The 20,632-nt window shown below is 57.7% G+C and carries 19 protein-coding genes and 1 riboswitch; of the genes, 7 read left to right on the forward strand and 12 right to left on the reverse strand.

Translation table 11 applies throughout. The features are described from left to right. Positions 1 to 6: 6 nt before the first annotated feature. From ACQQZ8_RS11520 to ACQQZ8_RS11565, 10 genes are all read right to left on the reverse strand, one after another. Positions 7 to 1,638: an ABC transporter substrate-binding protein gene (locus tag ACQQZ8_RS11520; protein ID WP_431709947.1), complete on the reverse strand. Its 1,632-nt coding sequence runs from the start codon at positions 1,636 to 1,638 to the stop codon at positions 7 to 9. Positions 1,639 to 1,765: 127 nt separating this feature from the next. Further along, positions 1,766 to 1,857, reverse strand: a riboswitch (SAM riboswitch). A 490-nt stretch (positions 1,858 to 2,347) separates the two neighbouring features. Then, positions 2,348 to 3,133 (reverse strand): enoyl-CoA hydratase/isomerase family protein, encoded by a 786-nt coding sequence (locus tag ACQQZ8_RS11525; RefSeq protein WP_431709948.1) that lies wholly within the window; start codon positions 3,131 to 3,133, stop codon positions 2,348 to 2,350. A gap of 12 nt (positions 3,134 to 3,145) precedes the next feature. Beyond that, positions 3,146 to 4,306 (reverse strand): 1,2-phenylacetyl-CoA epoxidase subunit PaaE, encoded by a 1,161-nt coding sequence (paaE, locus tag ACQQZ8_RS11530; protein ID WP_431709949.1) that lies wholly within the window; start codon positions 4,304 to 4,306, stop codon positions 3,146 to 3,148. Continuing rightward, entirely contained in the window at positions 4,303 to 4,806 is a 504-nt protein-coding gene (paaD, locus tag ACQQZ8_RS11535; protein ID WP_431709950.1) for a 1,2-phenylacetyl-CoA epoxidase subunit PaaD, read from the reverse strand. The genes paaE and paaD overlap by 4 nt, the downstream gene beginning before the upstream one ends. 33 nt (positions 4,807 to 4,839) lie before the next feature. Next, on the reverse strand, positions 4,840 to 5,700 hold the full coding sequence (paaC, locus tag ACQQZ8_RS11540) for a 1,2-phenylacetyl-CoA epoxidase subunit PaaC (RefSeq protein WP_431709951.1): 861 nt from the start codon (positions 5,698 to 5,700) through the stop codon (positions 4,840 to 4,842). Further along, a complete protein-coding gene (gene paaB, locus ACQQZ8_RS11545; protein WP_431709952.1) occupies positions 5,697 to 5,987 on the reverse strand; it encodes a 1,2-phenylacetyl-CoA epoxidase subunit PaaB in 291 nt (96 codons plus the stop codon). The genes paaC and paaB overlap by 4 nt, the downstream gene beginning before the upstream one ends. A 2-nt stretch (positions 5,988 to 5,989) precedes the next feature. Next, positions 5,990 to 6,976, reverse strand: coding sequence for a 1,2-phenylacetyl-CoA epoxidase subunit PaaA (paaA, locus tag ACQQZ8_RS11550; RefSeq protein WP_431709953.1), 987 nt, complete (start codon positions 6,974 to 6,976; stop codon positions 5,990 to 5,992). A 187-nt stretch (positions 6,977 to 7,163) separates the two neighbouring features. Next, entirely contained in the window at positions 7,164 to 7,622 is a 459-nt protein-coding gene (locus ACQQZ8_RS11555) for a DoxX family protein (protein ID WP_431709954.1), read from the reverse strand. Between the two features lie 242 nt (positions 7,623 to 7,864). Beyond that, complete coding sequence (locus tag ACQQZ8_RS11560; RefSeq protein WP_431709955.1) at positions 7,865 to 8,623, reverse strand: amino acid ABC transporter ATP-binding protein; 759 nt, start codon at positions 8,621 to 8,623, stop codon at positions 7,865 to 7,867. Next, a complete protein-coding gene (locus ACQQZ8_RS11565) occupies positions 8,620 to 10,029 on the reverse strand; it encodes an amino acid ABC transporter substrate-binding protein/permease (protein WP_431712185.1) in 1,410 nt (469 codons plus the stop codon). The genes ACQQZ8_RS11560 and ACQQZ8_RS11565 overlap by 4 nt, the downstream gene beginning before the upstream one ends. A gap of 249 nt (positions 10,030 to 10,278) precedes the next feature. Between ACQQZ8_RS11565 and ACQQZ8_RS11570 the strand changes: the two genes are divergently transcribed. The 5 genes from ACQQZ8_RS11570 to ACQQZ8_RS11590 all read left to right on the forward strand — a co-directional run bounded on the left by ACQQZ8_RS11570 (position 10,279) and on the right by ACQQZ8_RS11590 (position 16,102). Then, on the forward strand, positions 10,279 to 12,441 hold the full coding sequence (locus tag ACQQZ8_RS11570; RefSeq protein ID WP_431709956.1) for a S9 family peptidase: 2,163 nt from the start codon (positions 10,279 to 10,281) through the stop codon (positions 12,439 to 12,441). Positions 12,442 to 12,808: 367 nt separating this feature from the next. After that, the gene (locus ACQQZ8_RS11575; RefSeq protein ID WP_431709957.1) at positions 12,809 to 13,249 is read left to right on the forward strand and encodes a hotdog fold thioesterase; all 441 of its coding nucleotides are present in this window, start codon (positions 12,809 to 12,811) and stop codon (positions 13,247 to 13,249) included. A gap of 37 nt (positions 13,250 to 13,286) precedes the next feature. Continuing rightward, positions 13,287 to 14,621: a phenylacetate--CoA ligase family protein gene (locus ACQQZ8_RS11580; RefSeq protein WP_431709958.1), complete on the forward strand. Its 1,335-nt coding sequence runs from the start codon at positions 13,287 to 13,289 to the stop codon at positions 14,619 to 14,621. 88 nt (positions 14,622 to 14,709) lie between these two features. After that, on the forward strand, positions 14,710 to 15,333 hold the full coding sequence (locus ACQQZ8_RS11585; protein WP_431709959.1) for a TetR/AcrR family transcriptional regulator: 624 nt from the start codon (positions 14,710 to 14,712) through the stop codon (positions 15,331 to 15,333). Positions 15,334 to 15,418: 85 nt separating this feature from the next. Next, on the forward strand, positions 15,419 to 16,102 hold the full coding sequence (locus tag ACQQZ8_RS11590; protein ID WP_431709960.1) for a nicotinamide mononucleotide transporter: 684 nt from the start codon (positions 15,419 to 15,421) through the stop codon (positions 16,100 to 16,102). A gap of 123 nt (positions 16,103 to 16,225) precedes the next feature. On the opposite strand, the gene paaZ is transcribed toward ACQQZ8_RS11590, so the two are convergent. Next, complete coding sequence (gene paaZ / locus ACQQZ8_RS11595; protein ID WP_431709961.1) at positions 16,226 to 18,349, reverse strand: phenylacetic acid degradation bifunctional protein PaaZ; 2,124 nt, start codon at positions 18,347 to 18,349, stop codon at positions 16,226 to 16,228. 87 nt (positions 18,350 to 18,436) lie between these two features. On the opposite strand from paaZ, the gene ACQQZ8_RS11600 reads away from it, so the two are divergent. Next, positions 18,437 to 18,865: a hotdog fold thioesterase gene (locus ACQQZ8_RS11600; protein WP_431709962.1), complete on the forward strand. Its 429-nt coding sequence runs from the start codon at positions 18,437 to 18,439 to the stop codon at positions 18,863 to 18,865. An 11-nt stretch (positions 18,866 to 18,876) separates the two neighbouring features. On the opposite strand, the gene ACQQZ8_RS11605 is transcribed toward ACQQZ8_RS11600, so the two are convergent. Beyond that, positions 18,877 to 19,605, reverse strand: coding sequence for a tyrosine-protein phosphatase (locus ACQQZ8_RS11605; protein WP_431709963.1), 729 nt, complete (start codon positions 19,603 to 19,605; stop codon positions 18,877 to 18,879). A gap of 141 nt (positions 19,606 to 19,746) precedes the next feature. Between ACQQZ8_RS11605 and ACQQZ8_RS11610 the strand changes: the two genes are divergently transcribed. After that, positions 19,747 to 20,631, forward strand: coding sequence for an RIO1 family regulatory kinase/ATPase (locus ACQQZ8_RS11610; RefSeq protein ID WP_431709964.1), 885 nt, complete (start codon positions 19,747 to 19,749; stop codon positions 20,629 to 20,631). Position 20,632: the final 1 nt, after the last annotated feature.

Below are 20,632 nucleotides of genomic sequence, written 5' to 3' on the forward strand. Positions count from 1 at the left end.
TTGCTCCTAGTTTTCGCTCTTCCAAGCACCTTGGAAAATTGGTGCGGTCCCGGAAGTGAATTCGATGTTCACCGATTCGTTGGCACCATAGACCTGAACCTCGTCCCACAGCACCAGGGCAAGTGCTTCGTCTATGACCAAGGCACGCTGTTCGGCTTCAACCAGTTCTAGGTGTTCGGTTTCCGTGGTAGCCGATTGTTCCTTGAGGAACAGTTCGTTCAATTCCTTGTCCGCGTTCAAGGTTTGGGTGTTATTCGCTGGACCGTAGACCGGGCCCAGACCGCCATAAGCAAACTGGCGGGTTCCAAAAAATTCGATGGTGTCATCAACCAAGGCGTTGGTGAGGAAAGTGTTGTCCGCGGCACGGTTGATCAGCTTGACGCCCAACTCACGCCACTGCTGCTCGATCAGTTCGAAGGCGGGTTTGATGACTACGGAGTTATTGGAGGTAGATACGGTCAGCTCCAGCTTTTCGCCGTCCTTCTCGCGAATACCCTCGGTACCGGGCTTCCAACCCGCCTCATCCAATAGTGTCTTAGCCTTTTCGGGGTTGTACGCCAGTTCTGCGGAGAGATCTACGAAGCCCGGAGCCTTGTGGTTGAGTACCGATGCGGAAATGACGTAGCTATCCGAAAGCACCGTGTCCTTGATGGCCTGACGGTCGATACCCACCTGCAGAGCTTGGCGAACCTTGGCATCAGCTAATTTGCCCGAACCAATGCGCACTGCGGCTTGATTAACTGTCAGATCCACACCTTCAGCGGCGTAAACTTTTCCACCATTGGCCGTAAGCACCTGTTCGTCCACCGGCTGCAAGCCTCGGACTAGGTCCACCTGCCCGGACTGGGCCGCTCCGGCCCGACTGGCAACCTCGGGCAGGTACTTGATAACGAGGGTGTCTAGGTAAGCGTCCCCCTGGTTTGGAGCAGTTTCCGGTGCCCAGGCGTAGTCATCACGGCTGGTGAAGATCACTTCCTCATCCGGTTTCTCAGATTCAAAAACGAAGGGTCCCGACCCGACGATCTTTGAAATCGCCGACTGTCCAGCGTTATCCAGTTCCAGTGTCTTTGGCGAAACAAGGCCCGCGGTCACCGAGGAGGTTGCCCGCAGGAAGTTGGCATCGGGGCGCTTCAGGGTGACCTTGACCTTATTACCTTCCAGGACCTCAGCCGATTCGTATGCGCTGAAATCAACATTTGGTGCGATCTGCGCTTGCTCAATCCCGAGACCCAAGGCGTCTAGGTTGAGCTTGACCGCTTCAGCATCAAGCTTCGAACCATCCGAAAAGGTGACACCTTCACGAATTGTGAAGGTGAATTCAGTCTGGGCTTCGTTGGCCTCGAAGGCGCTGGCGATCCAGCCGACCAGTTTGCCAGCTTCCACGTCATAGTAGGTCAGGCGGTCCAGTACGGAATTGAGCACATTGGCCTTCTCATAGAAGCGAGCGGCCTGAGTCTGCCAGTTATTAATCGGGGTAACTTCAGCAAAGGTGAAAGTGCCGCCTTCCACCGGGGTACCTGCTTCGACGGCCGTCGTGGTTGAAGCAGAGGTGCCCGAGTTGCTTCCGCAGGCGGTGAGCGACAACCCTAGAGCGGCAAGGACTGCGGTGATTTTCAGCCCGAAGTGTGCAGTGCGCATAGTTGCAAATTTCCTCTCGGTTAGTGCCCGAGGATTACGCCTAGATTCGTCGTACGGACTGCGTGTGTGGATGCAGAACCCGAAATTGGGTTCTCCACCTGTAGCGGACCGGCGCGAAATTTAGCAATCTCCATCGGTCCTGGCCTTAGCACCGCTCCCGTTTGCGGGTGGTTGCTGCGACTTCAACGAGCCAGGTCTCTCGGTCGCTCTGGATGGGGTGTGCGGCTGTACCGGCCGCACAATTCAAGTCTGAAGTTCAGCTGTGGCGTGCACAAAAGTTACGCCAGACAGAGGTCATGAAGTCATAAAGTCGGCGTTTTTCACGTTGCATTGCTTAACAATCGGCGTCGTGAAGCGTCATCTACACGTCACAAAACTATTTGTGACGCGAATATTGACCAGACCACCCCTGCTGCGATAGCGCAAAGAGTTCGTGAAGTTCCCCTGCCAAATGCTGTAGGAGCGTTTGAGTTCCCAGAATTATGCTCGTGATTGGACCGGCCGTCAGCGTCTATAGCTTCCGCGATGGAAATGGCGTTCCGAAGGATCAGTCCGAAGTGCTTGTCAGCTGATCCCGAAGTATCCCGAACGGACTGCTCAACCCACGCAAGGGCTAGGGCAGGGTGGAGCGTCTATTTCATGGTTAACCAGCAGACCCCGGGTCACCGCCTTGAGGCGGTGACCCGGGGTCTGCTATCGGTGTTGGTGTTTAGCCGCGTCCGGTGAACTCCGGTGCGCGTTTTTCTTGGAACGCTTTGAAGCCTTCGGCGTAGTCTGCGGTGTCGCACAAGGCGGCCTGAGCCTTGTTCTCTGCGCGCATGGACTGCCAGAGACCTACGCGTTGATCGCGGATCTCGGCGACTAGTTCCTTGGAGGCAACGAAGGCTTGGGTAGCTCCGGCGGCGACCTTAGCAACGATCTGTTCGGTGCGCTCGAGGAGCTCCTCGGCGGCAAAGGCTCGGGAGAAGAGCCCCGAGTTCACGGCTTCGGCCCCGGAGATCAGTTCCGCGGTGTAGATCAAGTCCAGAGTGCGGTGTGCACCGAGTCGTTCGGTGAACAGCCAATGTCCGCCGGAATCTAAGGTGGCGCCCAAATTGGCGAAAGGGGAACCGATTTTGGCATTTTCGGCCACGTACACCACATCTGTAGCCACAGCCAGGCCTAGGCCCACCCCCAAGCAGGCGCCCTGAACCGCAGCGAAGGTCGGTGCTGGAAATGCTGACATTTTTTCCAGCAAGGGTTGGACCTTGCCATCGAGGTACCCCATCACGTCATCATCTGCCGGGGTCACCGTCGAAATATCCCGCCCGGCACAGAACCCACGGCCCTCACCGCGCAATAATAGTGCCCGCACCTCACCACGGGCGACCTGCTGCGCCGCCTGATCATAGGCTTGCGAGAGTTCGGCCAACGCGGCTTCGTCCAGTGAGTTCATTTTGTGCGGGGCGTTGAGCACTACGTGAGCTACACCCTCACTTACCGAAAAATCAATCATTGGCTACCGGTCCTAGGCGTCGAAGTCGACAGCGACTTTTTCGCTGGTTGGGTGAGACTGGCAAGTCAGCACGTAGCCGGCCTCGATTTCGTCCGGTTCCAGCGCATAGTTCTCCGCCATCTTGACGCTGCCACTGGTCACCTTGGCCCGGCAGGTACCGCACACACCACCGGCACAGGCGAAGGGAACATCCGGACGTACCCGCAAGGCGGCGTTGAGAACGGTTTCGTTGGTGCGCACCGGAGACTTAACTTCGCCCTGCAAGCCATCGAGTTTGAAGGTGATCTGGTAGCTTTCCTCATCATCGCTGACATCCACGGGACGGCCGATTTGTCCCTGCGGACGATTTGGCTCACCGGTGGTGAACAATTCGAAGCGGACCTTTTCGGTCGGAACCGCCAACTCGGTCAGCTGATCGCGCACCAACTGCACCAGTTCGAACGGTCCGCACAGGAACCATTCATCCACGCTCTGGTGGCGAATCACGGAACTGAGTAGCGCGGTGAGCTTCTGCGAATCGATACGGCCCGAAAGCAGCGGGGAGATACGCTGTTCTCGGCTGAGCACATGGTGCAGTGCCATCCGGGACGGGTAGCGGTCCTTCAAATCGGCCAGCTCTTCCAAGAACATCACGTCCATCGCGGCCTTATTGGCGTAGATCAGATCGAAACGGGTGTTCTCGTTGGCTTCCAAGATGGTGCGAGCAATGGCCAAGACCGGGGTGATGCCACTACCGGCGGCCACGGCCACAAAATGGTCCTGGTTAACGGTATCCACGCTCTTCGGGTCATTCATTCCAGTCAGTTTATGCTTCGAAATGAAGGCACCGGCTGGGCTCATCACATCGATCTGTTCCCCAGCGGCGAGCTCTTCGTTCGCCCACGTAGAGAAGAGACCACCGAGGTCACGCTTGATCGCTACCTTAATCTCACTGCCGGTCGGGGCAGCACAGATCGAGTAGGAACGGCGAACCTCCTGTAATTCGCCGTCGGCGTTAGGCAACTCTTTGCGCAACGCCACATACTGACCGGCAACGTAGTCATATTCTTCCGAGAGCTCCGCGGGAATAGCGAAGGTGACCTCGATCGAGTCCTTGGTCAGTCGGCGGACTTCGGATACGGTCAGTCGGTGGAAGGTAGCACGCCGACGCGTAGGTGTGGTTTGTTCACTCATGAAAGCACCTTGAAGTAGTCGAAGGGTTCTAAACAGTCGTTACAGGAGTACAGTGCCTTGCAGGCGGTGGAACCAAAGCGGGAAAGTTCCTTGGTGTTCAGCGAGTGACAACGCGGACATTTCACGCTCATCCCGAGGGTGATTCGGCCGCGGTGGCCGGTGCCGGTGGGTGGAGCGATGCCGTATTCGGAGAGCTTGCGCTTGCCGTCTTCACTCATCCAGTCTGTCGACCAGGCTGGCCAGAGCACCAGCTTCACGTCAACTTTTTCATACCCTTCGGTCTGAAAAACCTCGTAGAGATCCTGGGTGATCACGTCCATGGCCGGGCAGCCGGAATAGGTCGGTGTGATGGTCACCTGTACGGTGCCATCCTCCAGTTGCTCGGTTCCGCGAAGAATCCCCAGATCCGCGATGCTCAGTACCGGGATCTCCGGATCGTTCACCCGTGCGGCCAGCGCATTGAGTTTCTCGTTATCTGCTGAGATGATCTGCTCACTCATCGTCCCTCACCCGCTTGGTTTCTTTAGCTTGCTTTACCAGGTTGCCCCGGGGTGTTTGCGTGCCAAGACCTGCATCTCGGCAAGGATGAACCCGAGGTACTCGGAGTGCTCCCCTTGACGCCCCCTGCACATGGCCTGCGGAACCGTAGGAATTTCCAGTCCGGCCTCGCTTAGTACCTCAGAAATCTGGGCATCCCAAGCTTCACGCAGAGTCGAAGGACGCACAGCGATACCTTCGAGCTGATCGTGCAACGGCTCATCGGTGAACATTTCCTGCACATACGGCCACAGGATTTCCAGTGCGTGACGCATCTTGGCCGCCGATTCCTCGGTTCCTCGACCCAGACGAATAGTCCACTGGATTGCATGGTCGCGGTGGTAGTCCACTTCCTTGACCGACTTCGCAGCAATGCCTGCGAGGGTCGCATCCTTCGATTCCATCAGTTCGCGGTACAGCAGGTACTGATAGCTGGCCACCAGCAGCATCCGGATGATGGTCACACCAAAGTGACCGTTGTCCTGTTCCACCATGTGTAGTGAGGTGAAATCCTCTTCCTCGCGGAAGTAGGCCAAATCATCTTCGGTCTTATCCCAGGCCAGTCCGGCATAGGTGAGGAAGGAGCGAGCATGACCTAGCAGATCCAGGGTGATGTTACCCAAGGCAACATCTTCTTCTAGCTCAGGGGCACGGGAAACCCAGTGCGCCATCCGTTGCGACAGGATCAGCGAGTCATCACCAAGGCGCAACGCGTACTGAGCGATTTCTTCGCTCGGCTTGACCCCATCCTTGGCGATGTCCTCCGGGCGCAGTGCGTTACCCGGGGTGACCCGGGTAGCCGAGGCCAGCGCATCACCGAAGCTGTCCAGTGTTGCATCCAATTCGTCTGATTTCACAGGTGCTTCACCCCTTCGCTGGCCTTGTAGTACGTGGCGTGACGGTAATCCTTGCCCTTGGGTGATTCAAAGAACTGATCTTTGGAGTCCGGATCGGAGGAGATGATGTCATCGGACTGCACAACCCACAGCGATACACCTTCATTACGGCGGGTATACAGATCCCGGGCGTTACGAACGGCCATTTCGGCGTCCGGTGCATGCAAGGACCCCGCGTGGACATGCGACAGTCCGCGCGAGGAACGCACGAACACTTCCCACAATGGCCAGATGTTCTTATCGCTCATTGTTAGGCAACCTCACTCTTTGCTTGCTTGTTTGCGTATGCGGCGGCGGCTTCCCGAACCCAAGCGCCCTCACGGTGCGCCGCACGACGTCGTTCCATCCGGTTGGCATTCATTGGCCCGCCACCCTTGATCACGCTCATGAACTCGTCCCAGTTCAACTCCTTGTGGAGCCACTGGCCGCTTTCTTCATCGAAGCGCAGTTCGTCATCGGGCAGGGTCAGCCCCAGAACCTTCACTTGCTCGGCGATCATGCCCACGAAGCGCTGACGCAGATCGTCGTTGGAGAAACGTTTGATCTTCCACGCCATGGACTGCTTCGAGTTGGGCGACTGCTCATCGGGTGGGCCAAACATCATCAGCGCAGGCTCGTAGAAGCGGTTGATGGCATCCTGGGCCATCTTTTTCTGTGCCTCGGTACCGCGAGAAAGCGCGAGCAGAATCTCAAATCCCTGACGCTGGTGGAAGGACTCTTCCTTACAGATACGCACCATGGCGCGGCCGTACGGGCCATAGGACGCACGGCACAATGGCACCTGGTTGGCAATGGCAGCGCCATCAACCAACCAGCCGATGGCTCCCATGTCAGCCCAGGTACGTGCCGGGTAATTGAAAATTGAGGAGTACTTAGCGCGGCCGGTGAGCAACTGGTCGTTGAGCTCATCGCGGGCGGTACCCAAGGTCTCGGCTGCGGAATACAAGTACAGACCGTGTCCAGCCTCGTCCTGCACCTTAGCTATCAGGATTGCCTTGCGTTTGAGCGACGGGGCACGGGTGATCCAGTTGGCCTCGGGCTGCATGCCGATAATTTCGGAGTGCGCGTGCTGAGAAACCTGGCGGGTCAAAGTCTTGCGGTACGCCTCGGGCATCCAGTCCCGTGGTTCGATACGTGAATCGTCATCGATAATGGCGTCGAAACGGGCCTGAGCCTGTTCCTCTTCATAACTTAGAACGGCGCTCAACTTCGCATCGTTTTGTGTGGTTGCGGCCATGGTTCACCTCACTGCTGTCAAAGATATTTACCGACCGTTCGTTCAGTATATGCTCGTGCCGCGCGTCACGTCAACATCAGCAGCGCACAACCCGTCACTTTGGCAGTCCACACGACACGTTCGCGGTTAAAGGCAAAAGCACCCCCAACTCCCTGTAGGAGTCGAGGGCACAGATACTGCGAAAAGCTTAGACTTCGACTGCGGCGCGTTCAACAATCTTGGATGCGCGCAGCTCCGCAATGGTTCGGTCAACCGACAGTCGACCCGGACCAACCAGGGCAATGGCCAGAGCGCCAGCACCCAGCGCGCCCACCAACTCAAAACCGCCAGCTTCATCAAACACGCCGGCTGGAGCGTGCACCAGTACAGCCGCACCAATCATCCCCAGAGCCAGCACCCCGGCAAAGACCCGAGTAAAGACCCCAAGCACCAGCGCAATACCGCCTACCAGCTCCAAAGTGGCCATCGCGGGAGCGACGACACTGGCCAGCGGAACACCCATTTGCCCAAACGCGGCGACGGTTCCTTCAAGAGTAAATTGCACATACTTTTGCCACCCATGTGCCGCAAAGAGAAAGCCGATCACCACCCGCAAGATGGTGCGCGCAGCGGTAGTGGTTGCCGGGGTCTGGATGCTATTTGCCATTGGTACTTCCTCAAGATTTCTTACATCACCCTTTCGGACCTTTCGAGATTCCACCCTGACCATATTTTATTGAACCTTTAAGTGATATGGTTTATCTCTCAACTTTTTTCGCGGAAGGCACCAGCCCGATGGCAGTCTCTGACTATCTGGCGCCAGCATTGAATAGCGGTTAAAAACCACCGCCCGGTGGTCTTGTCACAACGTAGACGACAAGCACACCGGGCAGTGGTTCTCTGGCTGTTCTAGAGCACCTTGGAGAGGAAGTCCTGGGTGCGGGACTGCTGAGGATTGCCGAAAAGTTCGGCCGGTGGCCCAGCTTCACACACCACCCCGTCGGCCATGAACACCACCCGATCGGCAACCTCACGGGCAAAGCCCATCTCGTGGGTCACCAGCACCATGGTCATCCCTTCCTCGGCCAGTTCCTTGATCACCTGCAACACTTCCCCGACCATTTCCGGGTCCAATGCGCTCGTGGCTTCGTCAAAGAGCATAATTCCCGGGCTCATAGCCAGTGCCCTGGCGATAGCCACGCGCTGCTTCTGTCCACCGGATAGGGATGCTGGCCTGGCATCGGCTTTTTCTTTCAGACCCACCCGCTCCAGAAGTTCTAGGGCTCGCTTCCGGGCCTCGGCCTTGCTCAACTTCTTCAGCTCCACCGGGGCGAGCATAATGTTCTCGGCCACCGACATATGGGGAAACAGGTTGAAGTGCTGAAAGACCATTCCCACATGTCGACGCACTTCATTGATATTCACCTTCGGGTCGGTGACATCAAAGCCATCCACCACCACGGTGCCACCGGTGATATCTTCCAGCTTGTTCAAACAGCGCAAGAGCGTTGATTTACCGGAGCCAGAAGGTCCGATCACGCAGACCACTTCACCCTCAGCCACTTCCATGTCGATCCCCTGCAGGACCTCATTGCTGCCAAAGGCTTTGCGCAGTTGCTTAACCTCGATCTTCGGTGCGCGCTGAACCGGCGCCGTTACCTCACTCATTTGTTGAATCTCCGATCGGCGACGTTCGCCAGCTTAGTCAGGGCCATGATGGCCACGAAGTAGATGATGCCCACGATCAACAGGGTTTCGGTGACCCGGAAGTTCGCTGCGTAGATCTGCTGTCCTTGGTAGAGCAGTTCACCAAACCCAATGGCCAAGAGCAGCGAGGAGTCCTTGAGCATGATGATCAACTGATTGATCAATGACGGGGTCATGATCTTAAAGGCCTGCGGAATGACCACTTTTTGCATGGATTTGCCGTACCCCAAACCCAGTGAGCGCGAGGCTTCCAATTGCCCTGGATCAACCGATTGGATACCACCACGAACAATTTCGGCGATATAGGCAGCACCGTTCAGCGACAGGGTGAGCACACCGGCCACCCAGATATTGACCGTCTGCCCGATCAACTGAGCAAGTCCGAAGTAGAAGAAGAACGCCCACACCAGAATCGGGGTACCGCGGAAAAGGTTAATGAAGCCGGTCGCCAGCCCCCGCAGCACGATATTCCGGGAGAGTTTGAGGAAACCGAAGGCCAACCCCAGAATCATCGCCACGGCGAAGGAAATTCCGGTCACAATCAGAGTGTTGGACAGGCCTTTCATCAACGCCGGGAGGGACTGGGTGAGCAGGTCCCAGAAGGTGCTCGGGGCCGCCGCGGTCGGATCTGCCAAGTACTTATCGAGGATTTGCTGATATTCGCCGCTGGCTTGTAACTCGGCCAGACCATCGTTGAAGGCGGCCAGCAGAGCGGTATTCTGTCCCTTGTTCACCGCAAAGCCATAGGACCCGCCAGGTACTTTATCCGTGACGGTTTTTAGTCCGTTGCCTTGGGCAATGCCGTAGGCCAATACGGGATAGTCATCAATGACTGCCACCGCGGTTCCGGCCTTCACTGATTCGTACATGGTGGCCGACTGGTCCAGCGATTGAACACTGAAGCCGTATTCTTCGGCGATGGACTTAGCGTAGGACTCGCCCTCGGAACCGGTCTTGGCCACCACCGTTTCACCGGCTAGATCTTCATAGCCGGTGATCTCTTCATTGTTGCGGTCAATAGCCATCTGCACGCCGGACTCAAAGTACGGTTCGGAGAAGTCATAGACCTCCTTGCGTTCATCGGTGATCGACATGCCCGCGATCACGCCATCAACCTGATTCGAGGTCAATGCCTGCAACGCGGCGTTGAAACCCAATGAGCGGATCTCCACCTCAAAGCCTTGCTTTTCGGCAATCGCCCGCAACAGATCCATATCGATGCCGACCAACTCGCCATCCTGACGGAATTCAAACGGGGCGAATGTCGTGTCGGTACCAATGACGAAAGTTTGACCTTCGACACCCTCATCGGCGGGTTGGGCTAGGGCACTGGGCACCCCCACCACGAGGGCCAACGCGGCGAGCACAACGGTGGCCAGCCACCTGCTCCACCGCGTGAACCCGACGCTTTCATTGTGCTTTTTCACCTAGATTAACTCCTTCGCTGACATTGCTTCCTCACTGTCCTGCGTAAACCTATCGATTTTCACCCTATGCCCATTGCGGGGGCGAAGATAGCATCTAAACGGGGGAATCGGGATTTCACCTGTTATGGTTTTTGTCCGCGCTAGGCATAGTTTGCCTCGCTGCGCGGATTCCTGGGTTTAGATGGAAGCATGAATCCGGATTCGAAAACTCTTCAGCCTCCCGTGGCCGCCACCGTGCCGACCACCCGCACCCACCACGGCGACACCTTTACCGATGACTATGAATGGCTGCGTCAGAAACAAGATCCTGCAGTGCTGCAGCATCTTCACGCGGAGAACGCCTACACCGATGCCATCACCGCGGATCAGGAAGAATTGCGCACCGCGATCTTCGATGAGATTAAGGCTCGAACGGTGGAGACCGATCTCTCGGTTCCGGCGCGACGCCGCGGCTGGTGGTATTTCACCCGCTCGGTGGAGGGTAAGCCTTATAGCATCCATAGCCGAGTGAAGGCCGAATCCACCGGAAATGACAGCACAGACTGGACTCCCCCGCAGGTTGACCCGCAGGCTGCACTTCCCGGTGAACAGGTACTGATTGATGGCAACGCGTTGGCCGAAGGGCAAACTTTCTTCGCGCTGGGCGGGATGAGCATCAATGAGCCAAGCAATCTCTTGGCTTACTGCGTAGACACCACCGGGGACGAACGTTTCACCTTGTACATCAAGGATTTGGAAACCAACCAACTGCTCCCAGACGTCATCCCGGGTGTCTTCTACGGGCTGGCGTTCTCCCCGGACTCCTCCACGGTGTTCTATTCAGTGGTGGATGAGACCTGGCGCCCCCACCAAATCAAGGCTCACGTTTTGGGCAGTGATCCAGCCGAGGACAAGGTGATCTTCCAAGAGGACGATCCGGGCATGTGGCTGGGCTGTGAGCTCAGCGCGGATCACCAGACCCTGCTGATCTCCAGTGGCAACTCTGAGTATGCGGAAACCAGCATGCTGGATCTGACCAACCCGCAAGCCGCCGTCGAACTGCTAGTGCCGCGCAGCTTGCGTCTCTTGCACGGAGTTGACCTATTACCCGGGAACGAGTCACAGGTACTGATCACTCACGACTTCCAAGCGCCAAACAATATGGTTTCGCTGGCTGATCGTGCGCAGTTGGGCACGAACGCAGATCCGGCCGCCTGGCAGTGTGTCGTGCCGCACGAACAAACCGTGAAGGTCGAAGGTACCTCGCTGACTGCCACGCACTTGGTGCTCTCGGTGCGCCGCGACACCTGTGAGCGTGTCCAACTGATCCCCTTAGCGGGATTGGGCACCGAGCAGCAGCAACCGGCCAGCGAACCAGCTTTCGAAGAAGAGCTATTCACGGCCTTCCCCACCGTAGCGAACCTCGAATCCCCGTTGGTGCGGCTGTCCTACACCTCGGATTTCACTCCGGCACGGGTGTACGATCTGCAGCTATTGACCAATGAGCTGATCTTGCGCAAGCAGACGCCGGTGAATGATTACGATCCGGCGAACTATCGCGCTACCCGGCACTGGGCTACCGCAACCGATGGCACGAAGATCCCGTTGACGCTCATGCATCGCGCCGATCTGGATCTGAGCGCGCCGAATCCGGTGCTTATTTACGGCTACGGTTCCTACGAGGTGTCCATGGATCCGGGCTTCAGCATTCCGCGTTTGAGCCTGCTTGATCGCGGGGTGATCTTTGTCGTGGCCCACGTGCGCGGTGGCGGTGAACTGGGTCGTCAGTGGTACTTGCAGGGTAAAAAGCTGAATAAGAAGAACACCTTCAGTGATTTCGTCGATGCTACGAAGTATCTGATTGAGGCCAAACTTGCCGACCCGCAGCGCATCGTTGCCTTGGGCGGCTCTGCTGGCGGGTTGCTGATGGGAGCGGTCGCGAACCTTGCTCCGCAGCTCTATGCGGGGATTATTGCTCAGGTTCCGTTTGTGGATGCGCTGACCACCATCTTGGATCCGGAGCTGCCGCTGTCGGCCTTGGAATGGGAAGAGTGGGGTAACCCAATCGAGGACGAAGACGTGTACCAGTACATGAAGTCCTACTCCCCGTACGAGAACATTCAGGCTGTGAGCTATCCGCGAATTGCGGCGGTCACCTCCTTACATGACACTCGCGTGTTCTATGTGGAACCGGCCAAGTGGGTGGCAAAGCTGCGTGAAGTGAGCACCGGCAGTGCCCCGATCGTGTTGAAGACCGAGATGGAAGGTGGCCACGGCGGTGCCTCGGGCCGCTATGAAGCGTGGAAGACCCGAGCCTGGGATTACGCCTTTGCGCTGGATGCCTTGGGATTAAATCCGCAGCGCCCGGCATAGCCGAACAGTAGCCAGACTACTCTTCAGCGAAACGGCCGGTGGGACCCATGAAAAACTTCATCGGTCCCACCGGCCGTTTCCCTTTTGTCTCCCCGAGACCTTTCGGCTCCAGCCGAGGACATGCTGGCAGTTACTGCTGACCGATCCGTCGAGTCATGAACCAGCGCGATATTTCCTTCGACTTCGCTACCCGGAAACCCGTCCGCGATCCGCCGGAAACCACCGCAGTTCCCACCGTCCCGCAAGCCGTGGATCGTGACGTTTTCCGGTCAAAGCGGCGGGAAATACTGGACATTACAACTTGACTTGAGTCACAATTCAGTATTACCTAATGATCGTTCGGTAAATAATTCACCTAGGGGTGTCCATGAGCGAAACACAAACCACACAATCTCTGTCCCACGCAATCCTGACCGACGACCACGCCGCTGCGTGGATGGGCTTAGAGCTCTTAGCTGTGGGGGATGGCACCGCAACGATCAGCATGCAGCTACGCAAAGAAATGCTCAATGGTTTTGGCATCGCCCACGGCGGCATGGTGTTCGCTCTGGCCGACACTGCCTTTGCGCTGAGCTGCAACCCCGCCGAAGGATCAGCCGACACCATCACCGTGGCCTCCGGTGTGGATATCAACTTCCTCAAGCCTGGCATCCCCGGCCGCACCTTGACGGCCCGCGGCGAACGCGTGGCACAGCAGGGCCGAAGCGGCGTGTACGACATCACGGTAACCCAGTCCACCCCTAGCGGCGAGGATGAGGTGTTAGCGATCTTCCGCGGTCGGTCGCGCACGATCCCCAAGCCTGCCTAAACACTTCCCCGACCAGCAACGAGCGAAAGATTTGAGCATGTCCCAGAGCAACACGCCACAGAGCACCATCCGAGCCGAGCTAGCCAATCCGTTGGATCCCGAAGAGACGATGAGCCGCGATCAGATCGAATCGCTGCAACTCACCCGCCTGCAAGAAACCCTGCATTACGCATATGAGCGCGTGCCGTACTACAAGCAGAAATACGATGCTGCCGGAGTGCACCCGAGCGACTTAAAGGAATTGTCGGATCTGGCTTTGTTCCCCTTCACCGAGAAGGAAGATCTGCGCAAGTCTTACCCCTTTGGCATGTTTGCCGTGCCGCAACATGAAGTCGCCCGAATCCATGCGTCGTCCGGAACCACCGGTCGGGCCACCGTGGTCGGTTACACCCAGCAGGATCTTGATGATTGGGCGAAGCTGGGTGCGCGTTGCCTGCGCCTATCCGGGGTGAAGCCTGGCTGGAAAGTCCACAACGCCTACGGTTACGGGCTATTCACCGGAGGCCTGGGCGCGCACGGTGCCGCGGAGCGGCTGGGCACCACCGTGATCCCGATGTCCGGCGGACAGACCGAAAAGCAGATCACTTTGATCGGTGATTTCCAACCCGACGCGATTCTGTGTACCCCCACCTACCTGCTGACCATTGGAGATGCAATGCAGCGGATGGGAGTGGATCCACGCAAAACCTCGCTCAAAGTTGCGGTACTGGGTGCCGAACCGTGGACCGAGGAAATGCGCCACGAACTGGAAGAGATGTTCGGCATTGATGCCTGCGATATTTACGGATTGTCCGAGGTGATGGGTCCGGGAGTAGCCGGCGAATCCAATGAACTCAAAGATGGCAGCCACATCTGGGAGGATCATTTCCGTCCTGAAATTCTGGACGCCTTTGATGCCACCAAGGTGCTGGGCGACGGGGAACACGGTGAGCTGGTTTTCACCTCGCTGACCAAGCAAGCGTTGCCGATCATTCGGTACCGTACGCATGATTTAACCCGCCTCCTGCCCGGTACCGCACGTCCCGGACATCGTCGCATGGGTCGTATCACCGGCCGCAGCGATGACATGATCATCTTGCGCGGAGTCAACCTCTTCCCCAGCCAGATCGAGGAATTGATCCTGAAGGTACCAGCACTTTCACCACACTTCCAGCTGGTCCTCACCCGCCCTGGTCGCATGGATCAGCTGGCGGTAAAAGTGGAGCGGCGAATGGACGCCACCGCTAACGAGGTCGCTACCGCCAGTAAGGAATTAGCTGCGCTGATTAAGATCCACGTCGGTTCCAGCTGTGCCGTGGAGGTGCTCGAACCAGAAAGCTTGGAACGCTCCATGGGTAAGCTCAAGCGTATTTACGACAAGCGCAACGACTAAGTCAATCCAAACGGGGTGTGAAGCAAGGATGTGTTCTTGCTTTCACACCCCGCGGTTTTAACTCACCCCATGGGATAATCGAGGAACCATGCCTGCTATCGACCTCACCCCTAGCTCCGCGAAGCGCGGCCGTCCCGGCTACGACCAGGACACGGTACTGACCATCGCGGTAGAACTTTTTAATCAGCATGGCTACGACGCCACCAGCATGGGCAAACTCGCTGACCGTCTGGGAATCAGCAAGTCCGCAATTTATCACCACGTGCCATCCAAGGAAGATCTCCTGCGTTTGGCCCTCGATGAAGCGTTGATCCCCTTGGAAGCGGTAGTTCATGCCGAACCAGATCCCCACAGTAGCGCCGATGAACGTTTAGAGATGTTCCTGCGCGAAACCTTCCGGATCCTCATTGCGAAGCGCCCCTACGTCACCTTGCTGCTGCGACTACGTGGCAACACCGAGCTGGAACGATCGGCTCTGGCACGCCGCCGCGAGTTGGATCATAAATTGGCTGAGCTCGTGACCTTGGCACAAACCGAGGGGACGCTACGCGTGGATTTAGAACCCCGCGCCACGGCCCGTCTGCTCTTTGGCATGATCAACTCGGTAGTTGATTGGTATCGTGAAGACGGCCCGCTGAACGCCTCGATGCTGGAGCAAGACGCCATCTCCATGGTGTTTGAAGGTCTGCAATCAAAAGCGGCGAAAAAGTAGCTTCACAGGTTTTGGATATAGCATCGTGGGGGTACGTGGGTGACCACTGTCCATTCAGCAACACCCGTTCAAGCTAAGTAGTGTCGTGGAAGAATTATTCTTTAACCTTTTCTCACAGCTGCCGGGCACCGAGTCCGGTACTCAGGTCGCCCTGTTCTCGCTCAGCGCCTTACTCTCGGTAAGCGCCGCATTGTTGCTGGCGCACCGCAATGATCTGGGGTGGTGGGCGCAGATGCTTGCAGTCTTCGCCGGGCCAATGGTCATTGCTCTGCAATACGACCTGATGTTACTCACCTACGCCCTGCCGTACTTCGCGCTGGCGATCTTCGGGCTCTGGCGTTTCTCCCGCTTCGAATTTCAGGGCAAGTTCACCCGCAAGGTGACCTTGGGGAACTTTGGGGTCGCACCGATCGTCCTGACCCTGATCGGTGTGCTGGCATTAACCGCATTGCACTTGGGTGAGATGTTGACCACCGGCTTTGCCTTTAGCTCCGGAACCTCGGTCATCTGGTTGTCCTTCGTTTCCGAGGCCTTGGTGATCACTTCCTTCGCGCTGATTGCCTGCGGACTGCGTCCGGGCTGGCTGCTCATGGCCTTGGCTTCGGCGGTGTATGTGGTGACCATCTTCAATAACAACCCGGCCCTAGCGCTCTTGGGCACTTGGGTGTTTATGTTCTTAGCCTCGCTGTACGGCTGGTGGGCTTGGCGCGCCCTGCCCAAGCGATCGGCTGCCACCACCGAAGTGGCCACCGCTTCGGAAGCTAACTAACCGACCGTCTGCAGCTTCCCCAGCAACGAACCCCTTGACCACCCGTGGTGTGGTCAAGGGGTTCGTTCGTTCACCGGAGCAAAGGTACCCCCCCACCGGATAGAGCGGGGGCACCTTAGCGGTTTAGCTCTCCCAGTTCGCGTAGGTCAAATCGGTCTTCTCCACCAGAGTGAGCACATCATAGGTGGCCACGATCTCGTCGTTCTGGTTATGTAGCACCGCATCCCAAGCCACCTCACCGTACTCGTCGGTGACGCGCGGGGTGATCTTCTTGGCGGTCAGGGTGACACGGATCGAGTCATCTACACCCACCGGGGTGATGAAGCGCAGCGACTCCAAACCATAGTTGGCCAGCACCGGTCCCGGGGCGGGTTGCACGAAGAGCCCGGCCGCCCAAGAGACCAGCAGGTAACCGTGCGCAACAATTCCCGGGAAGAAGGGGTTAGCTTCGGCCGCGGCCTGATTCACGTGCGCGTAGAAAGTATCTCCGGTTTCGTTGGCGAAATCGGTGATGTCCTTTAAGGTGACCTGACGCAGTTCCGAGGCAAAAGCATCCCCGATCTTCAGCTCGGCCAAGGACTTACGGAAGGGGTGTACATTCTCAGGCTTCGCCCCATAGGTTTCGCTACCGGCGATCTGCTGATCAGCCCCCGTGTGCCAGACCCCGGTCAACGCGGTGAGCATATTTGGTGAACCCTGCACGGCGGTGCGCTGCATATGGTGCTTCACCGAACGGATACCACCGAGTTCTTCGCCGCCACCGGCACGACCTGGCCCACCGTGCACCAAGTGCGGCACCGGGGAGCCGTGTCCGGTAGAGGTCCGCGCGGTTTCCCGGTTCAAGATATGCACGCGTCCGTGGTGCGCGGCGATCCCCACCGTCAAGGTGCGCATCACCTCGGGGTCGTTGGTACATACGGTAGCCACCAGCGAGCCCGACCCCATGGCAGCCAATTCCACCGCCTCATCCAGATCCTGATAACCAACTACCGAGGAAACCGGCCCGAAAGCCTCACGGGAATGCAAGATCGGGTTCTGCGGCTCGTCCCAGCGCAAGACTACCGGGGACATGAAGGCGCCCTCGGCGACCGCCGCGGTCTGCTCTTCACTAATCCGCACCTTCGGCGCATCTAGGCTGCCATAAGCCAGCTCGCCACCGGCATCAAGTAGATCCTGCACAGCCTGACGGACATCGCGTAACTGATCTAAGGAAGCCAGTGCCCCCATGGTGACACCCTCAACACGCGGGTCACCGATGACGGTACGCGCCTCAATGCGCTCACCGACCGCCTTAATCACTGCATCCACCAAGTTCTGTGGAACGATGCTGCGGCGGATGGCGGTACATTTTTGCCCAGCCTTGCTAGTCATCTCGGTGACCACAGCCTTGACGAAAGCCTCGAATTCCGCGGTACCTTCCACCGCATCCGGACCCAGGATGGCCGCGTTCAGCGAGTCGGTTTCGGCGGTGAACTTTACTCCCCCGTCGATCACGTTGCGGTGTTCCTTGAGCCGGGTGGCGGTTGCGGCCGAACCGGTGAACGCCACCATGTCACGGTAGTCCATGTGATCGAGCACGTCACGAGCCGAACCGGAAAGCAACTGCAACGAACCTTCGGGCAACAAACCGGAATCGAGCATCATCCGGATTACTGCTTCGGACAGGTATCCGGTGGGAGTAGCTGGCTTCACGATGGTCGGCACCCCGGCAATGAAGGCCGGTGCAAACTTCTCAAGCATCCCCCAAACCGGGAAGTTGAAGGCGTTGATTTGCACAGCAACACCGGCCATCGGAGTGAAGATGTGCGACCCGATAAAGGAGCCGTCCTTACTCAGTGGTTCGGTTGCGCCATCGATGATGACATTAGAGTTCGGCAATTCGCGCCGGCCCTTGGAAGAAAAGGTGAAGAGGACTCCGATTCCACCATCGATATCGACCATCGAATCCAGCTTGGTGGCCCCGGTACGGAAGGAGACTTCATAGAGCTGTTTGCGACGATCATTGAGATACATCGCCAATTCCTTGAGCTTCAGGGCACGCTCATGCAAAGACAGTTTAGCCAGTTCGCGGTGCCCGACGCTGCGCCCGTAGTCCAGGGCGGCGGCGACATCAAGCTTCGCGGAACTCACCGTGGCAATATGCTCACCTGTGTTGGCATCAAGCACCTTGGTGCCCTCCCCGGCATCCGGGCTGATCCACTCTCCGGCAATATAACTGGGTACCACGGTAGTCTGGGCAATCGACATCGACACAATTCCTTCCTGAACGATCGGTCAGTATTAGAATCTAGAGTAACAGTATTGCGTGATGGGTAACACCTTTAGGAGAGCACTATGTCTCAGACGAACCGCACAGAGTCCACCATGGAGCCCTGGATCATCGAACTTGGCGAGCTAGATCGCAAAATGGGGGTTCGGATTATCGAGGAATCGGTGGACAAGGTGGTGGCCCGCATGCCGGTGGCCGGAAACACCCAATCCTTTGGGCTCTTGCATGGCGGGGCGTCGCTCGCCGTTGGGGAGGCGGTGGGTTCGTGGGCCGCGGTTAAATATGCCTCTACCTTCGGCAAGGTTGTCGTTGGCGTGGATGTCAGCGCCACCCACCACCGTTCGGCCACGCAAGGCGACATCATCATTACCGCCACCCCGATCAAGCTCGGCCGGCGTATGACCAGCCACGACGTGGTGATCACCGATGAGCAGGACCGCCGAATTTGCAGCATGCGCATCACTAATTTGGTAGTAGATAAACCTGCCCAGTAGTACCCGGCGTGCTAACTCTGGGGTGTCTGCGCATGAAATTGGAGGCGCCGCAAGATCGCTTCGGGAACTCCGATCTCGCGCAAAAACGTTTCGGCGCTACCCAGCCAAGCCATGAACTCTTCCAAGGCGCGGGCGCGGCTGTCGACCATGCGCTGCAGCTGGGCATCTTCCTGATAGGTCTCGTGAGGATGCCGATAGCCGCTGACACGGTGCCACTCATTGATCCCGCGGGTGGCTAATTCATCGTGTTGCAACACCCGCTCGGCTTGTCCGGTCAACTCCAGAAGTAGGCTGGCGACCAAGCCGGAGCGGTCGCGCCCCGCTGAACAGTGCAATACGACTCCACCGGCATTCTCCCCCAGTGCACTAAAAACTTCACGCAGGTGATCGGGAAACTCCTCGCAGACCAAGCGGTACATGGCCGGGTGGTTCATATAGGGTCTGGCCACGGCCGCGAAACGCGCATTATCAGGCTCTTCCAAGGGAAGCTGAAGGATCTCAATCCCTGCCTGCGCACTAGCTGGAACCTGCGGATCACGCGCCCGGATCCGATTCTCTCCGGGGTTTCGCAAGTCAATAATCCGCCGCACCCCGCTGTGCCGCATTTCTTCCCAGCCGCGCGCGGTCAGCCATTCACGGCGTCCCATCCGATAAATCTCGCCGACAATCCGCCGAGCATTGACCGACCCATCCCAGTTCAGATCCCCAGCTGCTGGCCGGTACCGCGAAAATTCCACCATAACCCCATTGCACCATATCCCCGTCCACGATAGTTTAATAGTGATTGATATTTCCCAATCAATATCTTTGGAAGGAGTGATTGCGATGGTTCTTTTTCATCTGCCCCGCACCTCGACCACCGCTTTTTCCAAGGACATCCAGTGGCTTACTCTGCTTCACACGGTCAGTTAGAACATCTCCCAGAAAACTTTGAACCCCGGCACCGAAACCGGGCGCGATGGGTCGAATCCGCCCGCGATCCATTGCCCGCGGAGCAACGTCATTCAACGTGGCCCTCGATCGCTAAAAGGCTACGCGGCCCCAGGCCTTACCCGTCATGGCTTATCGAGGATGCCGCGGCTATTGACACCACATTGGGCCTGCTAAAAACGGGGAAGGAAGGTGAAGTCTATTTACTGCAGCGGGCCACCGCGACTCGTTCGGTTCTACTGGCCGCCAAACGCTACCGGGCTGCGGAACATCGGCAATTTAACCGCTCGCAATCCTATAGTGAGGGGCGTAGCGTGCGCCGCTCACGAGACATGCGTGCGCTCAAGACTTCGAGCAGCTACGGCCGGGAAGTTGCGGCTCTGCAATGGGCCAGTGCCGAGTTCAGCTTCTTGGTGCGCTGCTATCGAGCCGGCATTCCGGTACCCTACCCGGTGCAGCTTGATGGTACCGAAATTCTGATGGAGTTCATCGCTGACCCGGAACGCCCCAGTAACGCCGCGCCGCGGCTACAGCAATTACCCCGTGGAGATCGGCGTTTACCGGACCTCTGGATTCAAGCGTTGGGGCTACTGGAGGGATTCGCATCCGAGGGGATAGCGCATGGGGATTTGTCTGCCTATAACTTGCTAATCTCCGGCGAGCGCCTCGTGGTGATCGATGTGCCCCAATGCGTAGACTTGGCTGGCAACATCAATGGCTTCGATTACCTTTATCGAGATTGTGAAAATCTCTGTCTCTGGTTTACGACCAAGGGGTTAGCTCAGGATCCGCAGATCGTCTTCGAGGGGTTGCTGGCACTCTTATTCACGGGTTAAA

This window comes from Glutamicibacter uratoxydans (genome assembly GCF_050753455.1).
In the GTDB taxonomy this organism is placed as follows: domain Bacteria; phylum Actinomycetota; class Actinomycetes; order Actinomycetales; family Micrococcaceae; genus Glutamicibacter; species Glutamicibacter uratoxydans_A.